Source organism: Neisseria sp. WLZKY-1, assembly GCF_046546535.1.
Lineage (GTDB): Bacteria > Pseudomonadota > Gammaproteobacteria > Burkholderiales > Neisseriaceae > Neisseria.
Genome location: NZ_JBKGTW010000021.1, coordinates 16,724 through 35,512 on the forward strand (window position 1 = coordinate 16,724; position 18,789 = coordinate 35,512).

Annotated in this window: 19 protein-coding genes; all 19 read left to right on the forward strand. The window is 57.4% G+C overall.

The features are described from left to right. The first annotated feature begins 75 nt into the window (after positions 1-75). Complete coding sequence (locus ACLD9W_RS07125; protein ID WP_395429485.1) at positions 76-1,083, forward strand: Card1-like endonuclease domain-containing protein; 1,008 nt, start codon at positions 76-78, stop codon at positions 1,081-1,083. A 240-nt stretch (positions 1,084-1,323) separates the two neighbouring features. Then, a complete protein-coding gene (locus tag ACLD9W_RS07130; RefSeq protein ID WP_410841372.1) occupies positions 1,324-2,691 on the forward strand; it encodes a UDP-N-acetylmuramoyl-tripeptide--D-alanyl-D-alanine ligase in 1,368 nt (455 codons plus the stop codon). 38 nt (positions 2,692-2,729) lie between these two features. Then, complete coding sequence (locus ACLD9W_RS07135) at positions 2,730-3,125, forward strand: hypothetical protein (RefSeq protein WP_410841373.1); 396 nt, start codon at positions 2,730-2,732, stop codon at positions 3,123-3,125. Between the two features lie 25 nt (positions 3,126-3,150). After that, on the forward strand, positions 3,151-3,324 hold the full coding sequence (locus ACLD9W_RS07140; protein WP_395429488.1) for a hypothetical protein: 174 nt from the start codon (positions 3,151-3,153) through the stop codon (positions 3,322-3,324). A gap of 84 nt (positions 3,325-3,408) precedes the next feature. Further along, on the forward strand, positions 3,409-4,491 hold the full coding sequence (mraY, locus tag ACLD9W_RS07145) for a phospho-N-acetylmuramoyl-pentapeptide-transferase (RefSeq protein ID WP_395429489.1): 1,083 nt from the start codon (positions 3,409-3,411) through the stop codon (positions 4,489-4,491). A gap of 60 nt (positions 4,492-4,551) precedes the next feature. Next, positions 4,552-4,887: a hypothetical protein gene (locus tag ACLD9W_RS07150; RefSeq protein ID WP_410841374.1), complete on the forward strand. Its 336-nt coding sequence runs from the start codon at positions 4,552-4,554 to the stop codon at positions 4,885-4,887. A 216-nt stretch (positions 4,888-5,103) separates the two neighbouring features. Then, complete coding sequence (gene murD / locus ACLD9W_RS07155; protein WP_410841375.1) at positions 5,104-6,441, forward strand: UDP-N-acetylmuramoyl-L-alanine--D-glutamate ligase; 1,338 nt, start codon at positions 5,104-5,106, stop codon at positions 6,439-6,441. Positions 6,442-6,557: 116 nt separating this feature from the next. Further along, on the forward strand, positions 6,558-6,818 hold the full coding sequence (locus tag ACLD9W_RS07160) for a hypothetical protein (protein WP_410841376.1): 261 nt from the start codon (positions 6,558-6,560) through the stop codon (positions 6,816-6,818). A 74-nt stretch (positions 6,819-6,892) separates the two neighbouring features. Then, positions 6,893-8,056 carry a putative lipid II flippase FtsW gene (gene ftsW / locus ACLD9W_RS07165; protein WP_410841377.1) on the forward strand — a complete coding sequence of 388 codons (1,164 nt, stop codon included), beginning with the start codon at positions 6,893-6,895 and terminating at the stop codon, positions 8,054-8,056. Positions 8,057-8,059: 3 nt separating this feature from the next. After that, complete coding sequence (murG, locus tag ACLD9W_RS07170) at positions 8,060-9,130, forward strand: undecaprenyldiphospho-muramoylpentapeptide beta-N-acetylglucosaminyltransferase (protein ID WP_410841378.1); 1,071 nt, start codon at positions 8,060-8,062, stop codon at positions 9,128-9,130. A gap of 276 nt (positions 9,131-9,406) precedes the next feature. Continuing rightward, a complete protein-coding gene (gene murC, locus ACLD9W_RS07175; protein ID WP_410841385.1) occupies positions 9,407-10,816 on the forward strand; it encodes a UDP-N-acetylmuramate--L-alanine ligase in 1,410 nt (469 codons plus the stop codon). A 158-nt stretch (positions 10,817-10,974) separates the two neighbouring features. Then, positions 10,975-11,886, forward strand: a complete 912-nt coding sequence (locus ACLD9W_RS07180; protein WP_410841379.1) for a D-alanine--D-alanine ligase — start codon at positions 10,975-10,977, stop codon at positions 11,884-11,886. Further along, positions 11,876-12,622 carry a cell division protein FtsQ/DivIB gene (locus ACLD9W_RS07185; RefSeq protein WP_410841380.1) on the forward strand — a complete coding sequence of 249 codons (747 nt, stop codon included), beginning with the start codon at positions 11,876-11,878 and terminating at the stop codon, positions 12,620-12,622. Before ACLD9W_RS07180 ends, ACLD9W_RS07185 begins: the two co-directional genes overlap by 11 nt. A gap of 46 nt (positions 12,623-12,668) precedes the next feature. Then, positions 12,669-13,916, forward strand: coding sequence for a cell division protein FtsA (ftsA, locus tag ACLD9W_RS07190; RefSeq protein ID WP_410841381.1), 1,248 nt, complete (start codon positions 12,669-12,671; stop codon positions 13,914-13,916). A gap of 143 nt (positions 13,917-14,059) precedes the next feature. Continuing rightward, on the forward strand, positions 14,060-15,295 hold the full coding sequence (gene ftsZ, locus ACLD9W_RS07195; RefSeq protein WP_410841382.1) for a cell division protein FtsZ: 1,236 nt from the start codon (positions 14,060-14,062) through the stop codon (positions 15,293-15,295). A 217-nt stretch (positions 15,296-15,512) separates the two neighbouring features. After that, positions 15,513-15,884: a 30S ribosomal protein S12 gene (gene rpsL, locus ACLD9W_RS07200; RefSeq protein ID WP_003783497.1), complete on the forward strand. Its 372-nt coding sequence runs from the start codon at positions 15,513-15,515 to the stop codon at positions 15,882-15,884. Between the two features lie 108 nt (positions 15,885-15,992). After that, positions 15,993-16,466, forward strand: a complete 474-nt coding sequence (gene rpsG, locus ACLD9W_RS07205; RefSeq protein WP_410841383.1) for a 30S ribosomal protein S7 — start codon at positions 15,993-15,995, stop codon at positions 16,464-16,466. An 18-nt stretch (positions 16,467-16,484) separates the two neighbouring features. Beyond that, positions 16,485-18,590 (forward strand): elongation factor G, encoded by a 2,106-nt coding sequence (gene fusA / locus ACLD9W_RS07210; RefSeq protein WP_410841384.1) that lies wholly within the window; start codon positions 16,485-16,487, stop codon positions 18,588-18,590. A gap of 90 nt (positions 18,591-18,680) precedes the next feature. Next, positions 18,681-18,789: GTP-binding protein (locus ACLD9W_RS07215; RefSeq protein WP_238524244.1), on the forward strand; the 109-nt coding region annotated here is incomplete at its 3' end.

Consider the following 18,789-nt stretch of genomic DNA (forward strand, 5'->3'; position numbering starts at 1 on the left):
ATTTGAGGCCGTCTGAAAAACATATTTGATATATTCATTAACTGTAAAATCCAAAATAATAGGGAAAGAGAACCGATGGGTATTCACCGCTGTAACAAATGCGGCTATATGGCCGAACATCCGTATCAGCCTCAAATGGCTGATATTTCCTGCCCGCAGTGCAAGTCGCCTGTAAAAGTTTACGATACGCTGTTTTTTGTGAAAAAACTCTTGGAGCGTTATTTTTCAGTGAACCGCGAATTACAGGCTTTGAAGCAGCAAGGCGAAACTGATGAAGCAAATCAGGCCGACCAAGAGCAAACCGATCAGGGCAATCTACTGGTCGGTGTAAATCTTTCTGCAACCGATATTTTGGCTACATCGGAGCAGCATGAGCCTTTGAAACGTTGGTTTGCTCAAAATAATATTGTTGCCGAGTTTGATTTTTCAGCAGTGGATATGAGCGGTTATTTTGATGAAGCTGCCGATGTTTTAGGCAGCAAATATCATCTGACAAAAGATATTCTGAGCCGTATTGGCTGGGCATACAGGAACAACCATACGGGTATCAGTTTGGATTTGGGAAAAATGAGCCAAAAAGACGGGCAGGCTATCAATAATCTTTGCCGCCAATTTTACAGCCATACCCTGTTTTCCAAGTATTTCTACCAAAAGCAGGACAAAATTGTTCGCTTGAATCTGCAAAGTGCTACTTTGATCAAACATTTTTTCAATGGAGGATGGCTGGAATGGTTTGCATTGGGAAAAATGTTGGCAGAGGCAAAGCACAGAGGAAAGTCTTATGTTTTTTCTTGCGCCCGCAACGTCAAAATCCAATTTGGCAATGAAGACCGACATGAGTTGGATGTTGTGTTTCTGCCAAGTGGGAAGCAACCTGTGGTTATCGAGTGCAAATCAGGTGAGTTTAGAAAAGACATCGAAAAATATGTACGTCTGAAAAAACGGCTGAATCTGGCTGATGATAATTTTATTATTTTGGTAGCCGATTTGGACAATACACAAGCAGCCGCGTTAAGCAGTATGTATGGACTGACGTTTACTACGCCTAAGAATCTGATGGAACATTTGCGGATAATAATGTGAGCTTTGAGATTGCCTGAAACGGGATTCCGAGAAAAATATGGATACGGTCAAACTAACGGAAAGCGACAATCCGCGTAAATACTGAAGTGTATTGAAAACCCGTTTGAAAAAAGAAGGTTGTGAAACGGCAACAATGTGCAGCCGTTTGAAAATGGTTCAGACGACCTTTGTCCGGCAAACATGAAAAGGTCGTCTGAAAACACTGCCGATTGAAAACAAAACAAAATTTTAGAATCAAACATGAAACCACTAGACCTAAACTTCATCTGCCAAGCCCTCAATCTGCCGCTGCCGTCGGAAAACCGCGCCGTGTCGCGCATTGTTACCGACAGCCGCGACATCCGTGAGGGCGATGTGTTTTTCGCGCTCGAGGGCGGGTGTTTCGACGGCCATGACTTTGCCGAAGACGTATCGGCCGCAGGCGCGGCGGCGGTGGTGGTGTCGCGCGGAGATTGCGCCGGTTTGCGCGGTGCGCTGCTTGTGGGCGACACGCTGGCAGCCTTGCAGACACTCGCGCACGCGTGGCGCAAAAACGTGAATCCGTTTGTGTTCGGCATCACCGGCTCGGGCGGCAAGACGACCGTGAAAGAAATGCTGGCCGCCGTGTTGCGCCGCCGCTTCGGCGATGCGGCCGTGCTGGCGACGGCAGGTAATTTCAACAATCATATCGGCCTGCCGCTCACGCTGTTGAAATTAAACGAAAACCACCACTATGCCGTGATTGAAATGGGCATGAACCATTTCGGCGAGCTGGCGGTGCTGACGCAAATCGCCCAGCCCGATGCCGCGCTGGTCAACAACGCGCTACGCGCCCATGTCGGCTGCGGCTTCGACGGCACGGCCGACATCGCCCGCGCCAAAAGCGAGATTTATCAGGGTTTGGGCGCGGACGGTTTGGCCTTGATTCCCTGCGAAGATGCCAACGCAGAGATTTTTCAGACGGCCTCTGCCGCGCACAAACAGCAGACTTTCGGCGTGGACGGCGGCAGCGTGCACGCGCAAAATATCGTGCTGCATCCGCTTTCGTGCGAATTTGATTTGGTGTGCGGCAGCGAAACCGCCGCCGTGTCGCTGCCCGTACCCGGCCGCCACAATGTCCACAACGCCGTTGCCGCCGCCGCGCTGGCGCTGGCCGCCGGTTTGACCCTGAACGAGGTTTCAGACGGCCTTAAAGAGTTCAGCAACATTAAAGGTCGTCTGAAAGTCAAACGCGGCATCAAAGGCGCGACGCTGATTGACGATACCTACAACGCCAACCCCGACAGCATGAAAGCCGCCATCGACGTACTGGCCGCGCTGCCCGCGCCGCGCGTGTTTGTGATGGGCGACATGGGCGAGTTGGGCGAAGACGAAGCCGCCGCCATGCACGCCGAAGTCGGCGCATACGCCCGCGACAAGGGCATCGAAGCGGCTTATTTTGTCGGCGACGAAAGCGTGGAAGCGGCGGAAACTTTCGGTGCGGCAGGCTTGTGGTTTGCCGCCAAAGATCCGCTGATTCAGGTGCTGGAATACAACCTGCCCGAGGGCGCGAGCGTTTTGGTGAAGGGTTCGCGCTTTATGGAAATGGAAGAAGTCGTCGGGGCGCTGGAAGAGAAAGAGGTCGTCTGAAAGCTGCTGCAGCTCAATACGGCTTAATGGAAACAACGATGAAAAGACCCGTGCTTTTGCAGTTTATCGTCTGCGTGGTGGCCGCCACGGCTGTGCTGTGGCCGCTGAACACCGCGATTTATCTGTGGCACGGGCGCACGGAGCTGGACAGCAAAACGATAGAAGGCACTATCGGCACGGGCTGGTTTGCCGTTTCCGTGGCCGAGCCGCTGCTGTTTTCGCTGGCGATGGGTGCGGTGGCCTACGGCCTGTGGCGCGGGCGCGATTGGGCGCGGCGCATCGGGCTGCTGGGCGGGCTGGCCTTTATCGCCGAAAACACCCTGCGCCACTGGCTTTATCCGTGGCAGCCGTGGATGTCGTGGCTGGATGTGGCGGCCTTTGCTTCGGTGATGGTGTGCCTGTATTTCCTGATGCCCGAAGATTATTTCAAATAGGCCGTCTGAAAAAGAAAGGACAACGATGGACAAAGCCAAAACGGGCAGAATCCTGCTGCTGACCGCCGCCTTGTTGGGCATGTTTTACGCCGGTATGCGCGCGCAGGCGTTTCTGTACGAAGACCTCTGCCGCGATATCGGCGGCAGCGTGCGGCCGGGCAATCCGCCGCTGTGTGTCACCGCATCCTTTGCGCCGTAAACAAGCCGCGTCAGACCGTCTGAAACACCCCAAAAACCACATACCAAAACCACACAACCCAAGCAATAAACAAAAGGAAGCCCCATGTTTGTCTGGCTCTCGCATTTCAGCGGCTGGTTCAGCGCGCTGAATGTTTTTCAATACACCACCTTCCGCGCTGTGATGGCCGCGCTCACCGCGCTGGTTTTCTCGCTGCTTCTGGGCCCTTGGACGATACGCAAACTTGCCGAACTCAAAGTCGGCCAGGCCGTGCGTACCGACGGGCCGCAAACCCACCTGATTAAAAACGGCACGCCCACCATGGGCGGCTCGCTCATCCTCACCGCCATCACCGTGTCCGTGCTGCTGTGGGGCAGATGGGAAAACCCCTATGTCTGGATACTGCTGGGCGTATTGCTCGCCACGGGCGCGCTGGGCTTTTACGACGACTGGCGCAAGGTCGTCTACAAAGACCCGAACGGCGTGTCGGCCAAATTCAAAATGGCCTGGCAGTCGGCCGTCGCCCTCGCGGCGGGCATCACGCTGTTTTATGTCGTCAAGCTGCCCGCCTCGGGCGAGCTGCTTATTCCGTTTTTCAAACAGTTTGCCTATCCGCTGGGCGGGCTGGGCTTCGTTATCCTCACCTATCTCGTGATCGTCGGCACGTCCAACGCCGTGAACCTGACCGACGGCCTCGACGGCCTCGCCGCCTTCCCCGTCGTGCTCGTGGCGGGCGGCCTCGCCGTTTTCGCCTATGTTTCCGGCCATTACGATTTCGCCCACTATCTGCAACTGCCCTTTGTCAAAGGCGCGGGCGAAGTGGCCGTGTTCTGCGCGGCCATGTGCGGCGCCTGCCTCGGCTTTTTGTGGTTCAACGCCTATCCCGCGCAGGTGTTTATGGGCGACGTGGGCGCGCTGGCGCTCGGCGCGGCGCTGGGCACGGTGGCGGTTATCGTGCGCCAGGAAATCGTCCTCTTCATCATGGGCGGCCTGTTCGTCGTCGAAGCCGTGTCCGTGATGTTGCAGGTCGGCTGGTACAAACGCACCAAAAAACGCATCTTCCTGATGGCGCCCATCCACCACCACTACGAACAAAAAGGCTGGAAAGAAACCCAAGTCGTCGTCCGCTTCTGGATCATTACCATCGTCTTGGTGCTTGTCGGCCTGAGCACGCTGAAAATCCGCTGATTTGTCTTTTCAGACGGCCTCAGAGGCCGTCTGAAACCTCCAAAGGCCGTCTGAAACACCATGCAGCTTACCGAAACCCTCGCCCTGGCCGACCTCACCGCCGTGATTTCCGTTGGCATCACCGCCATCGTCGCCTACACCGGCTACCAAAACACCCGCCATTCCTCGCGGCAGACCTTCGACAACTTCACCCTGCGCTTTATCGAAACTGAAAACGCCGACCCGCACCTCTACGCCGCCCGCCGCTGGCTCGACGCGGCTGCCGCCGTGCCCTCATCGCCGACTACCGGCGGCTGGAAAACTACATCCAAGCGCGCCGCCGCTACGACCCGAATTACGCCCAAGCCTTCGGTACGCTGGCCGCACAATGGGCGGCGCAAGCCTAGGGGCTGTTGACATTCAGCTTGCGAGACGGTTTTTGAGTAAAAAATGCCCGAATGCAAGGAAAAAAGCGCAGCAAGGTTGGACACCTTGCAAGCATTTTTGACGCGGCAGGCGGGTATTTTTTGCCAAAAACACCGCCGCAAGGCTGATTGTCAACAGACCCTAATCGTTCAGACGGCCTTTAACGTTTGACTGATGCCGTCTGAAACCCCTGAAAGAGATTGCAAAATGAACTGGAAAAACCAAAAAATCCTCGTCGCCGGCATGGGCAGTACCGGCCTCTCCATGCTGGACTATCTGCACGCGCAGGGCGCAAGCGTGGCGGCTTACGATGAAAAACTGTCGGCCGATCGCGCCTCCGAATTACAAACCCGTTTCGCAGGCATTGAGTGCTACGGAGGCCGTCTGAAAGACGCGCTGGCGCATGGTTTCGACATCCTTGCCCTCAGCCCCGGCATCAGCGAGCGGCAGGACGACATCGCCGCGTTCAAGCAAAACGGCGGGCGCGTGTTGGGCGACGTGGAAATCCTCGCACACATTCTCAACGCGCGCGGCGACAAGGTTATCGCCATCACGGGCAGCAACGGTAAAACTACGGTAACGAGTTTGGTCGGCCATTTGTGCCGACAAAGCGGGCTGGATACCGTAGTCGCGGGCAATATCGGCACGCCGGTTTTAGAAGCCGAAATGCAGCGCGGCGGCAAAAAAGCCGACGTGTGGGTGCTCGAATTGTCGAGTTTCCAGCTGGAAAACACCGAAAGCCTGCGCCCTGCCGCCGCCACCGTGCTCAATATTTCCGAAGACCATCTCGACCGCTACGACGACCTGCTCGACTACGCCCACACCAAAGACAAAATCTTTCGCGGCGAAGGCGTGCAGGTGCTCAACGCCGACGACGCGCTGTGCCGCGCCATGAAACGCGCAGGCCGCGAGGTGAAATGGTTTTCGCTGGAAAACCAAGCCGATTATTGGTTTGACCGCGACACAGGCCGTCTGAAAGCGGCTTCAGACGGCCTCATCGACCTTGCCGACATTCCTTTGCAGGGCTTGCACAACGCCGCCAACGTGATGGCCGCGCTCTCCTTGTGCGAAGCCGCCGACCTGCCGCGCGACACGCTGCTGCCGCACGTCAAAACCTTTAAAGGGTTGGCGCACCGCGTGGAAAAAATCGGCGAGAAAAACGGCATCACGTTTATCGACGACTCCAAAGGCACGAACGTCGGCGCCACCGCCGCTGCGGTTAACGGTTTGCAAAACCCGCTGTTTGTGATACTCGGCGGCTTGGGCAAAGGGCAGGACTTTACGCCGCTTGCCGACGTGTTGCGCGGCAAGGCCAAAGCCGTGCTGCTCATCGGCCGCGACGCGCCGCAAATCCGCCGTGATTTGGCGGGCGCGGATGTGGAACTGATCGATTGCGCCACGCTGCAAGAGGCCGTTCAGACGGCCTATGCCCGGGCGCAAAGCGGCGATATTGTGCTGCTCAGCCCCGCCTGCGCCAGCATGGATATGTTTAAAAACTACGCCCACCGCTCCGAAGTGTTTGTCGAAGCGTTTCAGGGCTTGTAGAAGCCGTTCGCCGTCTCGGCGCGGCATGACAGGCCGTCTGAAAACATCGTCCCGCCTTTTCAGACGGCCTCTTTCGCTGCAAGGCCGTCTGAAACCTGCAAAACGGAGAAACGCATATGACCTTTACCGTATTCTGCCTGTTCGGCGCGGCCTGCGGCCTCTTGTCCGCATGGTTGTGTCTGCCGCTGCGGCTGCATTGGTTTTTATGGTGGACGGCGGCATCAAGCCTGTTCTTCCCCTTTTTGCTTTATTCCGCGCAAACGGCGCATACCGGCACACACGAAACCCTCATATGGATGCCGCTGGCCGTTATCCCCGCCGCCGTGTGCGGTTTGGCCGCCGTCGTGCTTCTGCGGCGGAAAAACGGAAAACCCTGACCCTTTCAGACGGCCTTTAATACTGCCGAAAGGCCGTCTGAAAGAAAAATTTTGAAGTATGAAGTATCGGAAACATGATTAACGAATCCAAACTGCTCGACCGCAAAATCCTGAAAAACGGCGACAAGTTCGACCAGTCGCTGCTGTGGATGCTGGTGCTCCTGGTCTCCTTCGGCCTGCTGATGGTCTATTCCGCCTCCATCGCCTGGGCGGGCTACGACGGCGACCAGTGGCAGGTGGTGCGCAAACAGGCCGTGTTTGTCGGCGGCGGCACCTTTGCCGCGCTTTTGGCCTGCACCGTGAAAATGTCGTTCTGGCGCCGCTATTCGCTGCACCTGCTGCTGGCCAATACGCTGGTTCTGTTGCTGATTTTATTCGTCGGCCGCAACATCAACGGCGCCAAGCGCTGGATCAGCCTCAGTTTTTTCAGCTACCAGCCGAGCGAAACCTACAAGCTGGTGCTGATTTTCTATCTGGCCGCCTTTTTCAACCGCCGCGCTGAAGTGCTCAAAGAACTCAAAAGCCTGATTTTCCCCGCCGTCGTTATCGGCGGCGGCCTCGGCCTGATTCTGCTCGAACCCGATTTGGGCGCGACGGTGGTGGCCGCGCTGATTGCGCTGGGCATGCTGTTTCTCGCCGATTTGCCGAAAAAATGGTTTTTCACCGCCGTATCCTTCGGCTTTTTGGGGCTGGTGATGGCAATTCTGCTCGCGCCCTACCGCATGGAGCGCGTCACCTCCTTCCTCGACCCCTTCCGCGACCCGCTGGGCAAGGGCTACCAGCTCACCCATTCGCTGATTGCCAACGCACGCGGCCAGTGGTTCGGCACGGGGCCGGGGGCGAGTTTGGACAAACGCTTCTTCCTCACCGAGTCGGAGGCGCACACCGACTTCATCTTCGCCGTTATCAGCGAAGAATGGGGCTTCTTCGGCATGTGCCTTTTGGTGTTCTGCTACGGCTGGCTGGTGTGGCGGGCGTTTTCCATCGGCAAACAGGCGCGCGATCTCGGGCTGTTTTTCAGCTCCTTCGTCTCCTACGGCATCGCCCTGTGGATAGGCGTGCAGAGCTTTTTCCACATCGGCGTCAACATCGGCCTGCTGCCGACCAAGGGGTTGACCCTGCCGCTGGTGTCCTACGGCGGCTCGGCGGTGGTCGTCATGCTGGTGAGCATGGGTCTGCTGCTGCGCGCGGATTATGAAAACCGCCTGAAAATGCGCGGTTACAAAGTGGAAGGATAAAACATGGGTGCGAAAACATTTCTCCTGATGGCCGGCGGCACCGGCGGCCACATTTTCCCCGCGCTGGCCGTGGCGCAGTCGTTACGGGAGCGCGGCCACCAAGTCGTCTGGCTCGGCAGCCGCGACTCGATGGAAGAGCGGCTCGTGCCGCAGCACGGCATCCCGCTGGAAACGCTGGCGATTAAAGGCGTGCGCGGCAACGGCCTCAAACGCAAGCTGCTGCTGCCTTTTACCCTGCTGCAAACCGTGCGCGCCGCCCGCGCCGTGATTAAAAAACACAATATCGCCTGCGTGATTGGCTTCGGCGGCTTCGTTACCTTTCCCGGCGGCGCGGCGGCCAAACTCTCGGGCGTGCCCGTCGTGATCCACGAGCAGAACGCCGTGGCAGGTCTGTCCAACCGCCTGTTGGCGAAAGTAGCCGACCGTGTGCTGTACGCCTTCCCCGGCGCCTTCGACGCGCCCGGCGGCCTCGTCGGCAACCCCGTGCGCGCCGACATCGCCGCCCTGCCTGCGCCCGAAGCGCGCTTTGCGGGCAGGGAAGGCCGTCTGAAAATCCTCGTTGTCGGCGGCAGTCTCGGCGCGCAGGTGCTGAACGAAACCGTACCCGCCGCCCTTGCCGCCCTGCCGCCCGAACAGCGCCCTCAGGTGCGCCACCAGTCGGGACGCGGCAAATTGCAGGCGCTTCAGACGGCCTATCGCAACGCGGGCGTCGAAGCCGAATGCAGCGAGTTTATCGACGACATGGTGTCCGCCTACCGCGATGCCGACCTCGTTATCTGCCGCGCGGGCGCGCTCACCATCGCCGAACTCACCGCCGCAGGCGTCGGCGCGCTGCTCGTGCCCTATCCCTTTGCCGTGGACGACCACCAAACCGCCAACGCCCGCTTCATGACCGAAGCCGGCGCCGCCGAACTGCTGCCCCAGCCCGAACTCACCGCCGGCCGCCTCGCGCAAATCCTCGGCGGCCTCACCCGCGAACAATGCCTGCATCGGGCACAAAACGCCCGCCGCCTCGCCAATCCCGACAGCGCCGACGCCGTGGCCGAAGCGGCAATCGCGGAGGCGCGCGGCTGAGTTTTCAGACGGCCTCCGAACGGTTCCCGTAACAACAGGCCGTCTGAAAAAGCCGTTTGCGCCGTAGCGGGGTTTTCAGACGGCCTGACAAGCTTTCGCGCGGGCGGGGCGCAGAGGCCGTCTGAAACGGCGGAAAAACCTGTTTTTACTTCGCCGCGCATGGCGCAGGTGCGGCAAAAACTTTACAATCTGCCCCTTTTTTTGCGGCGCGGTCCGGACGGTTTTCCAAACATGCGGAGGTCGTCTGAAACAACCATCAGGAACACCATCATGAACATGAAAAACAGAGTCAGACACATCCATTTCGTCGGCATCGGCGGCTCGGGCATGTGCGGCATCGCCGAAGTGCTGCACAACCAGGGCTACACCGTCTCCGGCTCCGACCAGGCGCAAAGCGCCGTAACCCGCCACCTGTCCGATTTGGGCGTGCGCGTCTATCCCGGCCACACCGCCGAACACGTCAGCGGCGCCGATGTCGTCGTCACCTCCACCGCCGTGAAAAAAGACAATCCCGAAGTGGCCGCGGCCATCGAGCGGCAGATTCCCGTCATCCCCCGCGCCCTGATGCTGGCCGAAATGATGCGTTTCAAAGACGGCATCGCCATCGCCGGCACGCACGGCAAAACCACCACCACCAGCCTCACCGCCTCCGTGCTCGCCGCCGCCGGCCTCGATCCCACCTTTGTTATCGGCGGCAAACTCACCGCCGCAGGCACCAACGCGCGGCTGGGCAAAGGCAGCTACATCGTCGCCGAAGCCGACGAATCCGACGCCTCCTTCCTCTATCTCACGCCGCTGATGTCCGTCGTCACCAATATCGACGAAGACCATATGGACACCTACGGCCACAGCGTCGACAAACTGCACCAGGCCTTTATCGACTTCATCCACCGCATGCCTTTCTACGGCAAAGCCTTTCTGTGCACCGACAGCGCCCACGTCCGCGCTATCCTGCCCAAAGTGAGCAAACCCTACGCCACCTACGGCTTCGACGATACCGCCGACATTTATGCCGACAATGTGCAAAGCGTCGGCGCACAGATGAAATTCACCGTCCATGTGCGCATGAAAGGCCACGAGCGGCAGGATTTCGACGTCACCCTCAACCTGCCCGGCCGCCACAACGTCCTCAACGCGCTGGCCGCCGTCGGCATCGCGCTGGAATGCGGCGTCGGCATCGAAGCCGTGCAGCAGGGGCTGGCCGGTTTCGGCGGCGTCGGCCGCCGCTTCCAAAGCTACGGCGATATTCCCTTGAAAGCGGGCGGCAGCGCCCTCCTTATCGACGACTACGGCCACCACCCCACCGAAATGGCCGCCACCATTGCCGCCGCGCGCGGCGCGTATCCCGGCCGCCGCCTCGTCCTCGCCTTCCAGCCGCACCGCTACACCCGCACGCGCGATTTGTTCGACGATTTCAGCAAAGTGCTCAACACCGTCGACGCGCTGGTGCTCACCGACGTCTACGCCGCAGGAGAAGACCCGCTGCCCGAAGACAGCCGCGCGCTGGCGCGCAACGTCCGTGCCTACGGCAAAGTCGAGCCGCTCTACTGCGCCGACGTGAACGAATTGCCCGCCATGCTGTTGGACACCGTGCTGCGCGACGGCGACGTTTTGCTCAACATGGGCGCGGGCAGCATCAACAAAGTGCCCGCCGCATTGGCAGAGCGGGCGAAAGAGGCCGTCTGAAAACCAAGCTTCAACACGGTTGAAGCGCATTTTCTCTTTTTCAGACGGCCTCAGAGCGGCAGTCAGGCACAAGGCCGTCTGAAAAGCGAACCAACCATTCCGGCAATGCCGCCCGTATCGGAGCGGCTGCCGACAGGCAACAAACGAAAGACAGAAATATGCAGAATTTCGGCAAAGTGGCCGTGCTGGCAGGCGGCTTTTCTAGCGAACGCGAAATCTCGCTCGACAGCGGCCGCGCCATATTGGCCGCCCTGCGTGCACAAGGCGTCGACGCCCATGCGTTCGACCCGAAAGAAACACCGCTGGGCGAATTGAAAACGCAGGGCTTCGACTGCGCGTTTAATATCCTGCATGGCATATTCGGCGAAGACGGCACGGTGCAGGGCGCGCTCGAAACCCTCGGCATCCGCTACACCGGCTGCGGCGTCCTCGCCTCCGCCGTTGCGATGGACAAATACCGCTGCAAGCTCCTGTGGAAAGGCCTCGGCCTGCCCGTGCCCGATTACGAAGTGCTGCGCGACGACAGCGATTTTGCCGCCGTGGAAGCCAAACTCGGCCTGCCGCTGTTTGTCAAACCCGCCAACGAAGGCAGCAGCGTCGGTGTGGTGAAAGTGAAAGAAGAAGGCCGTCTGAAAGACGTGTATCGCGACCTGAAACAGTACAAAGGCGAAATCATCGCCGAAAAATTCATCGGCGGCGGCGAATACACCTGCGGCATCATCGGCGGTCGTGCGCTGCCTGCCGTGCGCATTATTCCCGCCACCGAGTTTTACGATTTGGAAGCGAAATACGAACGCGACGACACGGTTTACCTCTGCCCGTCGGACTTGTCGGACGAAGACGAACAACTCATGCGAGAACTGACCGTGCGCGCGTTCGACGCCGTCGGCGGACGCGGCTGGGGCAGAATCGACTTTCTCAAAGACGAAACCGGCCGTCTGTATCTTTTGGAAGCCAACACCCTGCCGGGTATGACCTCGCACAGCCTCGTACCCAAAGCAGCGGCGCAGGCGGGCATGGATTTCCCGCAGCTGTGCATCGAGATTTTGAAAACCGCCTATGTGGAATAACGCGCAGGCCATGCGCCGCGTCAGCGGCTGGCTTTATTTCGCCGTTTTCGTCATGCTGATTGGCGCGGCGGCCGTGTGGCTCTACCGTTCGCCGTATTTCCCGATTAAAAAAGTCAACATCGACGGCAGTTTGCAGTATGCCGACGGCGCGCAACTGCAAGAAATTGCGCGGCGCTACATACGCGGCAATATTTTCCGCGCCGACTTGAACGGCGCACAGGCCGCGTTTTCCCGTATGCCGTGGATAGCGTCCGCCGAAGTACGCCGCCGCCTGCCCGATACGGTGGACATCCGCCTGACCGAGCGTGTGCCCGTTGCCCACTGGGACGAAAACCGCCTGGTCGACAGCGAAGGCGAAGTGTTCCGCGCGGCCGTGGACGAGGACACGGATCTGCCGCGTTTTCGGGGGCAGGCCGGAGCGGGCAAAACCATGGTCGAACATCTGGCTATGTTCCGCCGCGATCTGGCGGGGCAGAAACTCGGCATTGCCGTGTTGTCCTATACGCCGCGCTCGGCGTGGGAAATCGAACTGGACAACGGCGTAACCGTCCGCCTCGGCCGCGAGCAGGAGCGCGAACGGCTGCGACGCTTCGCCAAGGCATGGCCTGAGCTGCTGGCGGCGCAGGCGGACAGATTGGATTATGTGGACATGCGTTACAAAGACGGTTTTGCCGTCAGACTGAAAAAAGCGGAACACAGCGAAGACGCCGCAGTGAGGCCGTCTGAAAACGATTGAGCGGACAAGATTCGGATAAGATTAAAAACAGGACTGGAATTTACATATGGCAAAAGACAAACACTATATCAGCGCCCTCGATATCGGCACTTCCAAGGTTATCGCCCTGATCGGCGAAGTGCAGGAGGACAACGAAATCCATATCGTCGGCATCGGTCAGGCGCCTTCGCGCGGCCTCAAGGCGGGCATGGTCACCAATATCGACGCGACCGCCCAGGCGATTAAACAGGCTGTCGGCGAGGCCGAACTGATGGCCGACTGCAAAGTCGGCAGCGTTACCACAGGCATCGCGGGCAACCATATCCGCAGCCTCAATTCGCAGGGCGTGGTGAAAATCAAAGACGGCGAGGTGACGCAGGCCGACATCGACCGCGCCATCGAAACCGCCAAGGCGGTAAACATCCCGCCCGACCACAGCATCCTGCATACCGTGGTTCAGGAATACATCATCGACAACCAGCCCGGCGTGCGCGACCCCATCGGCATGAGCGGCGTACGCCTTGATACCCGCGTCCACATCATCACCGGCGCGGTCACCGCGCTGCAAAACATCCAAAAATGCATTACCCGCTGCGGCCTGGAAATGGAACAAATCATGCTCCAGCCGCTGGCCAGTGGTCAGGCCGTCTTAACCGAAGACGAAAAAGACTTGGGCGTGTGCGTTATCGACATCGGCGGCGGCACCACCGATATTGCCGTTTACACCAACGGCGCCATCCGCCATACCGCCGTGATACCCGTGGCGGGCGATTTGATTACCAGCGATTTGGCGCAGGCGCTGCGCACGCCCTATGCCGCCGCCGAATACATCAAAATCCACCACGGCGTGGCGCATCCCGACTTGGAAGACGAAGATTTGGACGAAATGGTGGAAGTGCCCAGCGTTGGCGACCGGCAGCCGCGCCAAATCGCACGGCGCGGCCTCGCCACCGTTATCGGTCCGCGCGTCGAGGAGATTTTGGAACTGACCCTGCACGAACTGCACCGCAGCGGTTTTTATGAAGACATGCTCACTTCCGGCGTGGTGCTGACCGGCGGAGCGTCCATGTTGAACGGCATCGTCGATCTGGCCGAAGATATTTTCGGTCTGCCTGCTCGTGTCGGCGTGCCGCCCGAAATGCCGGGCGTATCGGAGCGTATCCGCAACCCGCGCAACGCCACCGTTATCGGTCTGCTCTATGCCGCGCGCGGCGATGTGGAAGCCGGAGGCGAAAGCAGCCCGGTGTCTTACCGCGAAGAGGAAGGCGAAGGGCTGTTGGCCAAGATTAAAGAATGGTTGCGCAACAATTTTTAATCCGCTGATACCCGTTTGCCGCCGATAAGGCGGCAGGCCGCGCCTGCGGCAGGTTTTTTGCTAAGATTATGCGGCTTCTTATATAATCCGCAGTATTTGTTCAGAGTATGCCGTCCCAAACAGGGCGCAAAGGAGTAGTTTTAATGGATTTGGTTTACGATGTAGTGGATTCCGCCGCAAGCCCTGCGGTTATCAAGGTAATCGGTATCGGCGGGGGCGGCTGCAACGCCATTAACAACATGATTAAAAACACCATTCAAGGTGTCGAATTTATCAGCGCCAATACCGATGCGCAGGCTTTGAGCAAAAACAATGCGCCCAAACGTATCCAGTTGGGTACCAATCTCACCAAAGGCCTCGGTGCGGGAGCTAATCCCGAAGTCGGCCGCGAAGCCGCTTTGGAAGAGCGCGAAGCCATTACCGAGGCCGTGCGCGGCGCCAATATGTTGTTTATTACAACCGGTATGGGCGGCGGTACGGGTACCGGCGCAGCACCGGTGGTGGCGGAAATTGCCAAGGAAATGGGCATTCTGACCGTTGCCGTGGTAACCCGTCCTTTCGAGCACGAAGGCAAGCGCATCCATATCGCCCAGCAGGGTTTGGAACATCTGAAAAGTCAGGTGGATTCGCTGATTGTCATTCCGAATGACAAGCTGATGACCGCGTTGGGCGAAGACGTTACCGTGCGCGAGGCATTTCAGGCGGCCGATAACGTACTTCATGCGGCAGTAGCGGGGATTTCGGAGGTTGTGACCCGTCCCGGGTTTATCAATTTGGACTTTGCCGACGTGAAAAACGTGATGGGCATTACCGGTATGGCGATGATGGGTTCGGGGGCTTCGCAGGGTGTCGATCGTGCCCGCCTGGCGACCGAGGAGGCGATTTCCAGCCCGCTGCTCGATAATGTCAGCTTGGACGGCGCGCGCGGCGTGCTGGTCAATATCACTACCGCGCCGGGTTGTCTGAAAATGTCGGAATACCGCGAAATCATGCGCGTAATCGACGATTACGCACACCCTGATTCGGAACGCAAATACGGCACGGCTGAAGACGAAAACATGCCGGAAGACGCCATCCGCGTCACCATCATCGCCACAGGTTTGAAGGAAAATAACCACTACTCTGCTCCCCAGGCTCCTGCGGCTCAATACGGTCGGACGCCGTCTGCGCGCCGCCAGCATGCGGTGCGTGAAGATTTCGACGGCTTGTCAGGCGATTCTGCGGATGCGGATTTCTCCAATATTGCAGGGGTGGTTACTTCTGGGCGCGAAGTCCGCAATATGAACCTGACCGGTCCCGATTTGTCCGATCAGCGCGTATTGGACGATTTGGAGATTCCTGCGGTTATCCGCCGCGGCAGAATGGCTGACAAATCTTAAAAATTAATTTGCAGTCTGCTTGTTGTGATGAGGCCGTCTGAAAAAAGATTTCGTTTTTCAGGCGGCCTTTTTGTGTGGAAAATCCGCATCTGTTCAGATGTTTGATGTATCCGGCTGTCAAAGCCTTTCTTGACCGTATGTTTGCCTTGCCGCTATAATTCCGCTCTTGTCGGCATGGTGTCGGCAAATATTTTCATTTCAACAGGACAAAGAAAGTATGCCTACTATTAACCAATTGGTACGCAAAGGCCGTAAAAAGCCCGTGTACGTAAACAAAGTGCCTGCACTGGAAGCGTGCCCGCAAAAACGCGGCGTCTGCACCCGTGTGTACACTACTACTCCGAAAAAACCGAACTCCGCTTTGCGTAAAGTCTGCAAAGTGCGCCTGACCAACGGTTTTGAGGTGATTTCCTATATCGGCGGTGAAGGCCACAACCTGCAAGAGCACAGCGTTGTTCTGATTCGCGGCGGTCGTGTAAAAGACTTGCCGGGTGTCCGTTACCATACCGTCCGCGGTTCTTTGGATACTGCCGGTGTGAAAGACCGCAAACAAGCCCGTTCTAAATACGGTGCGAAGCGTCCTAAGTAAGGATATTAAAAGGCACGTCGGCCGCCTGAATTGAAACGGCCGAGTAAGTGGATGTCCCGATGGGCATTCATGGGGCAAGTCCCCGACTGAATAGTTAAAGGAATTGAAATGCCAAGACGTAGAGAAGTCCCCAAGCGCGACGTATTGCCCGATCCTAAGTTCGGCAGCGTTGAGTTGACCAAATTCATGAACGTACTGATGATTGACGGCAAAAAAGCCGTTGCCGAGCGCATCGTATACGGCGCGCTTGAGCAAATCGCTAAAAAAGTACAAGGCAAAGAGGCCATTGAAGTTTTCAATGAGGCTATTGCTAATGCCAAGCCTGTCGTGGAAGTAAAAAGCCGCCGTGTCGGTGGTGCGAACTACCAAGTCCCTGTTGAAGTCAGACCTTCACGCAGATTGGCTTTGGCAATGCGCTGGGTGCGCGATGCCGCACGCAAACGCGGTGAAAAATCAATGGATCTGCGCCTGGCGGGCGAATTGATCGATGCCGCCGAAGGCCGCGGCGGCGCAATGAAAAAGCGCGAAGAAGTACACCGTATGGCCGAAGCCAACAAAGCCTTCTCCCATTTCCGTTTCTAATTTTGAAAGGCTGAAAAAATGGCTCGTAAAACTCCGATTAACCTGTATCGCAACATCGGTATTTCTGCGCATATTGATGCAGGTAAAACCACTACTACCGAACGCATTCTGTTTTACACAGGCCTGACCCACAAATTGGGCGAGGTGCACGATGGTGCGGCCACCACCGACTATATGGAACAAGAACAGGAGCGCGGTATCACAATCACATCTGCTGCCGTTACTTCCTACTGGTCTGGTATGGCCAAGCAGTTCCCCGAGCACCGTTTCAATATCATCGACACTCCGGGACACGTAGACTTTACTGTCGAAGTGGAACGGTCTATGCGTGTTTTGGACGGTGCGGTTATGGTTTACTGCGCTGTGGGTGGTGTTCAGCCCCAGTCTGAAACCGTATGGCGTCAGGCCAACAAATATAAAGTTCCGCGTTTGGCCTTTGTAAACAAAATGGACCGCCAAGGTGCTAATTTCTTCCGCGTTGTCGAGCAGATGAAAACCCGTCTACGCGCCAACCCCGTGCCGATCGTGATTCCCGTGGGTGCCGAGGACAGTTTCGAAGGTGTTGTCGATCTATTGAAAATGAAAGCCATTATTTGGAACGAGGCTGACAAGGGCGTGACTTTCGAATACGGCGATATTCCTGCCGATTTGGTCGATACGGCCGAAGAGTGGCGTCAAAACATGATTGAAGCCGCAGCAGAAGCCAGTGAAGAACTGATGGACAAATACTTGGGCGGAGAAGAACTGACCGAAGAAGAGATCGTTGGTGCTTTGCGCCAGCGCACCTTGGCAGGTGAAATCCAACCGATGTTGTGCGGTTCTGCCTTTAAGAACAAGGGTGTTCAGCGCATGTTGGATGCCGTTGTTGAGTTGCTGCCCGCACCTACCGACATTCCGCCGGTACAGGGTGTCAACCCCAACAGCGAAGAGCCCGATAACCGTCAGGCTGCCGACGAGGCTCCTTTCTCTGCTTTGGCGTTCAAAATGTTGAACGACAAGTATGTCGGACAACTGACCTTCATCCGTGTTTACTCTGGCGTCGTCAAATCCGGTGACAACGTGTTGAACTCTGTAAAAGGCACGCGCGAGCGTATCGGCCGTTTGGTGCAGATGACTGCAGCAGATCGTACGGAAATCGAAGAAGTCCGTGCGGGTGATATTGCTGCTGCCATCGGTCTGAAAGATGTGACTACAGGCGAAACCCTGTGCGCCGAAAACGCTCCCATTATCTTGGAACGCATGGAATTCCCTGAGCCAGTTATCCACATTGCCGTCGAGCCGAAAACCAAAGCCGACCAAGAGAAAATGGGTATTGCCCTGAACCGCTTGGCTAAGGAAGACCCGTCTTTCCGTGTGCGTACGGACGAAGAATCCGGACAGACCATTATTTCTGGTATGGGTGAGCTGCACTTGGAGATCATTGTAGACCGTATGAAGCGCGAATTTGGTGTTGAAGCCAATATCGGTGCGCCTCAGGTGGCCTACCGCGAAACCATCCGCAAAGAAGTCGAATCCGAAGCCAAACACGTCAAACAGTCTGGCGGTAAAGGCCAGTACGGTCACGTTGTCATCAAAATGGAACCGCTGGAACCGGGTGGCGCAGGTTACGAATTCATCGACGAAATCAAAGGCGGCGTGATTCCGCGCGAATTCATTCCGTCTGTAGATAAAGGTATCCGTGACACCCTGTCTAACGGTATCGTTGCCGGTTATCCCGTTGTCGACGTCCGCGTCCGCCTGACTTTCGGTTCGTACCATGATGTGGACTCTTCGCAGATTGCATTCGAATTGGCAGCTTCCATGGCCTTTAAAGAAGGTATGAAAAAAGCCAACCCCGTTCTCCTCGAGCCGATTATGGCAGTGGAAGTGGAAACTCCCGAAGAGTACATGGGCGACGTAATGGGCGATCTGAACCGTCGTCGTGGCATTGTATTGGGTATGGACGACGACGGTATCGGCGGCAAAAAAGTCCGTGCCGAAGTGCCTTTGGCGGAGATGTTCGGTTACTCAACCGATTTGCGTTCCGCCACCCAAGGCCGCGCCACTTACTCCATGGAGTTTAAAAAATACGCGGAAGCGCCCGCCCATGTGGCCGCAGCCGTAACCGAAGCCCGCAAAGGCTGATTCGGTATCCGTCAGGCCGTCTGAATACTCTGAAATCCTTTTCAGACGGCCTTTGTTCTTTGTGATCTTTATTTGTAAAGGAATTAGCTCATGGCTAAGGAAAAATTCGAACGCAGCAAACCGCACGTAAACGTTGGCACCATCGGTCACGTCGACCACGGTAAAACCACCCTGACCGCCGCACTGACCACCATTTTGG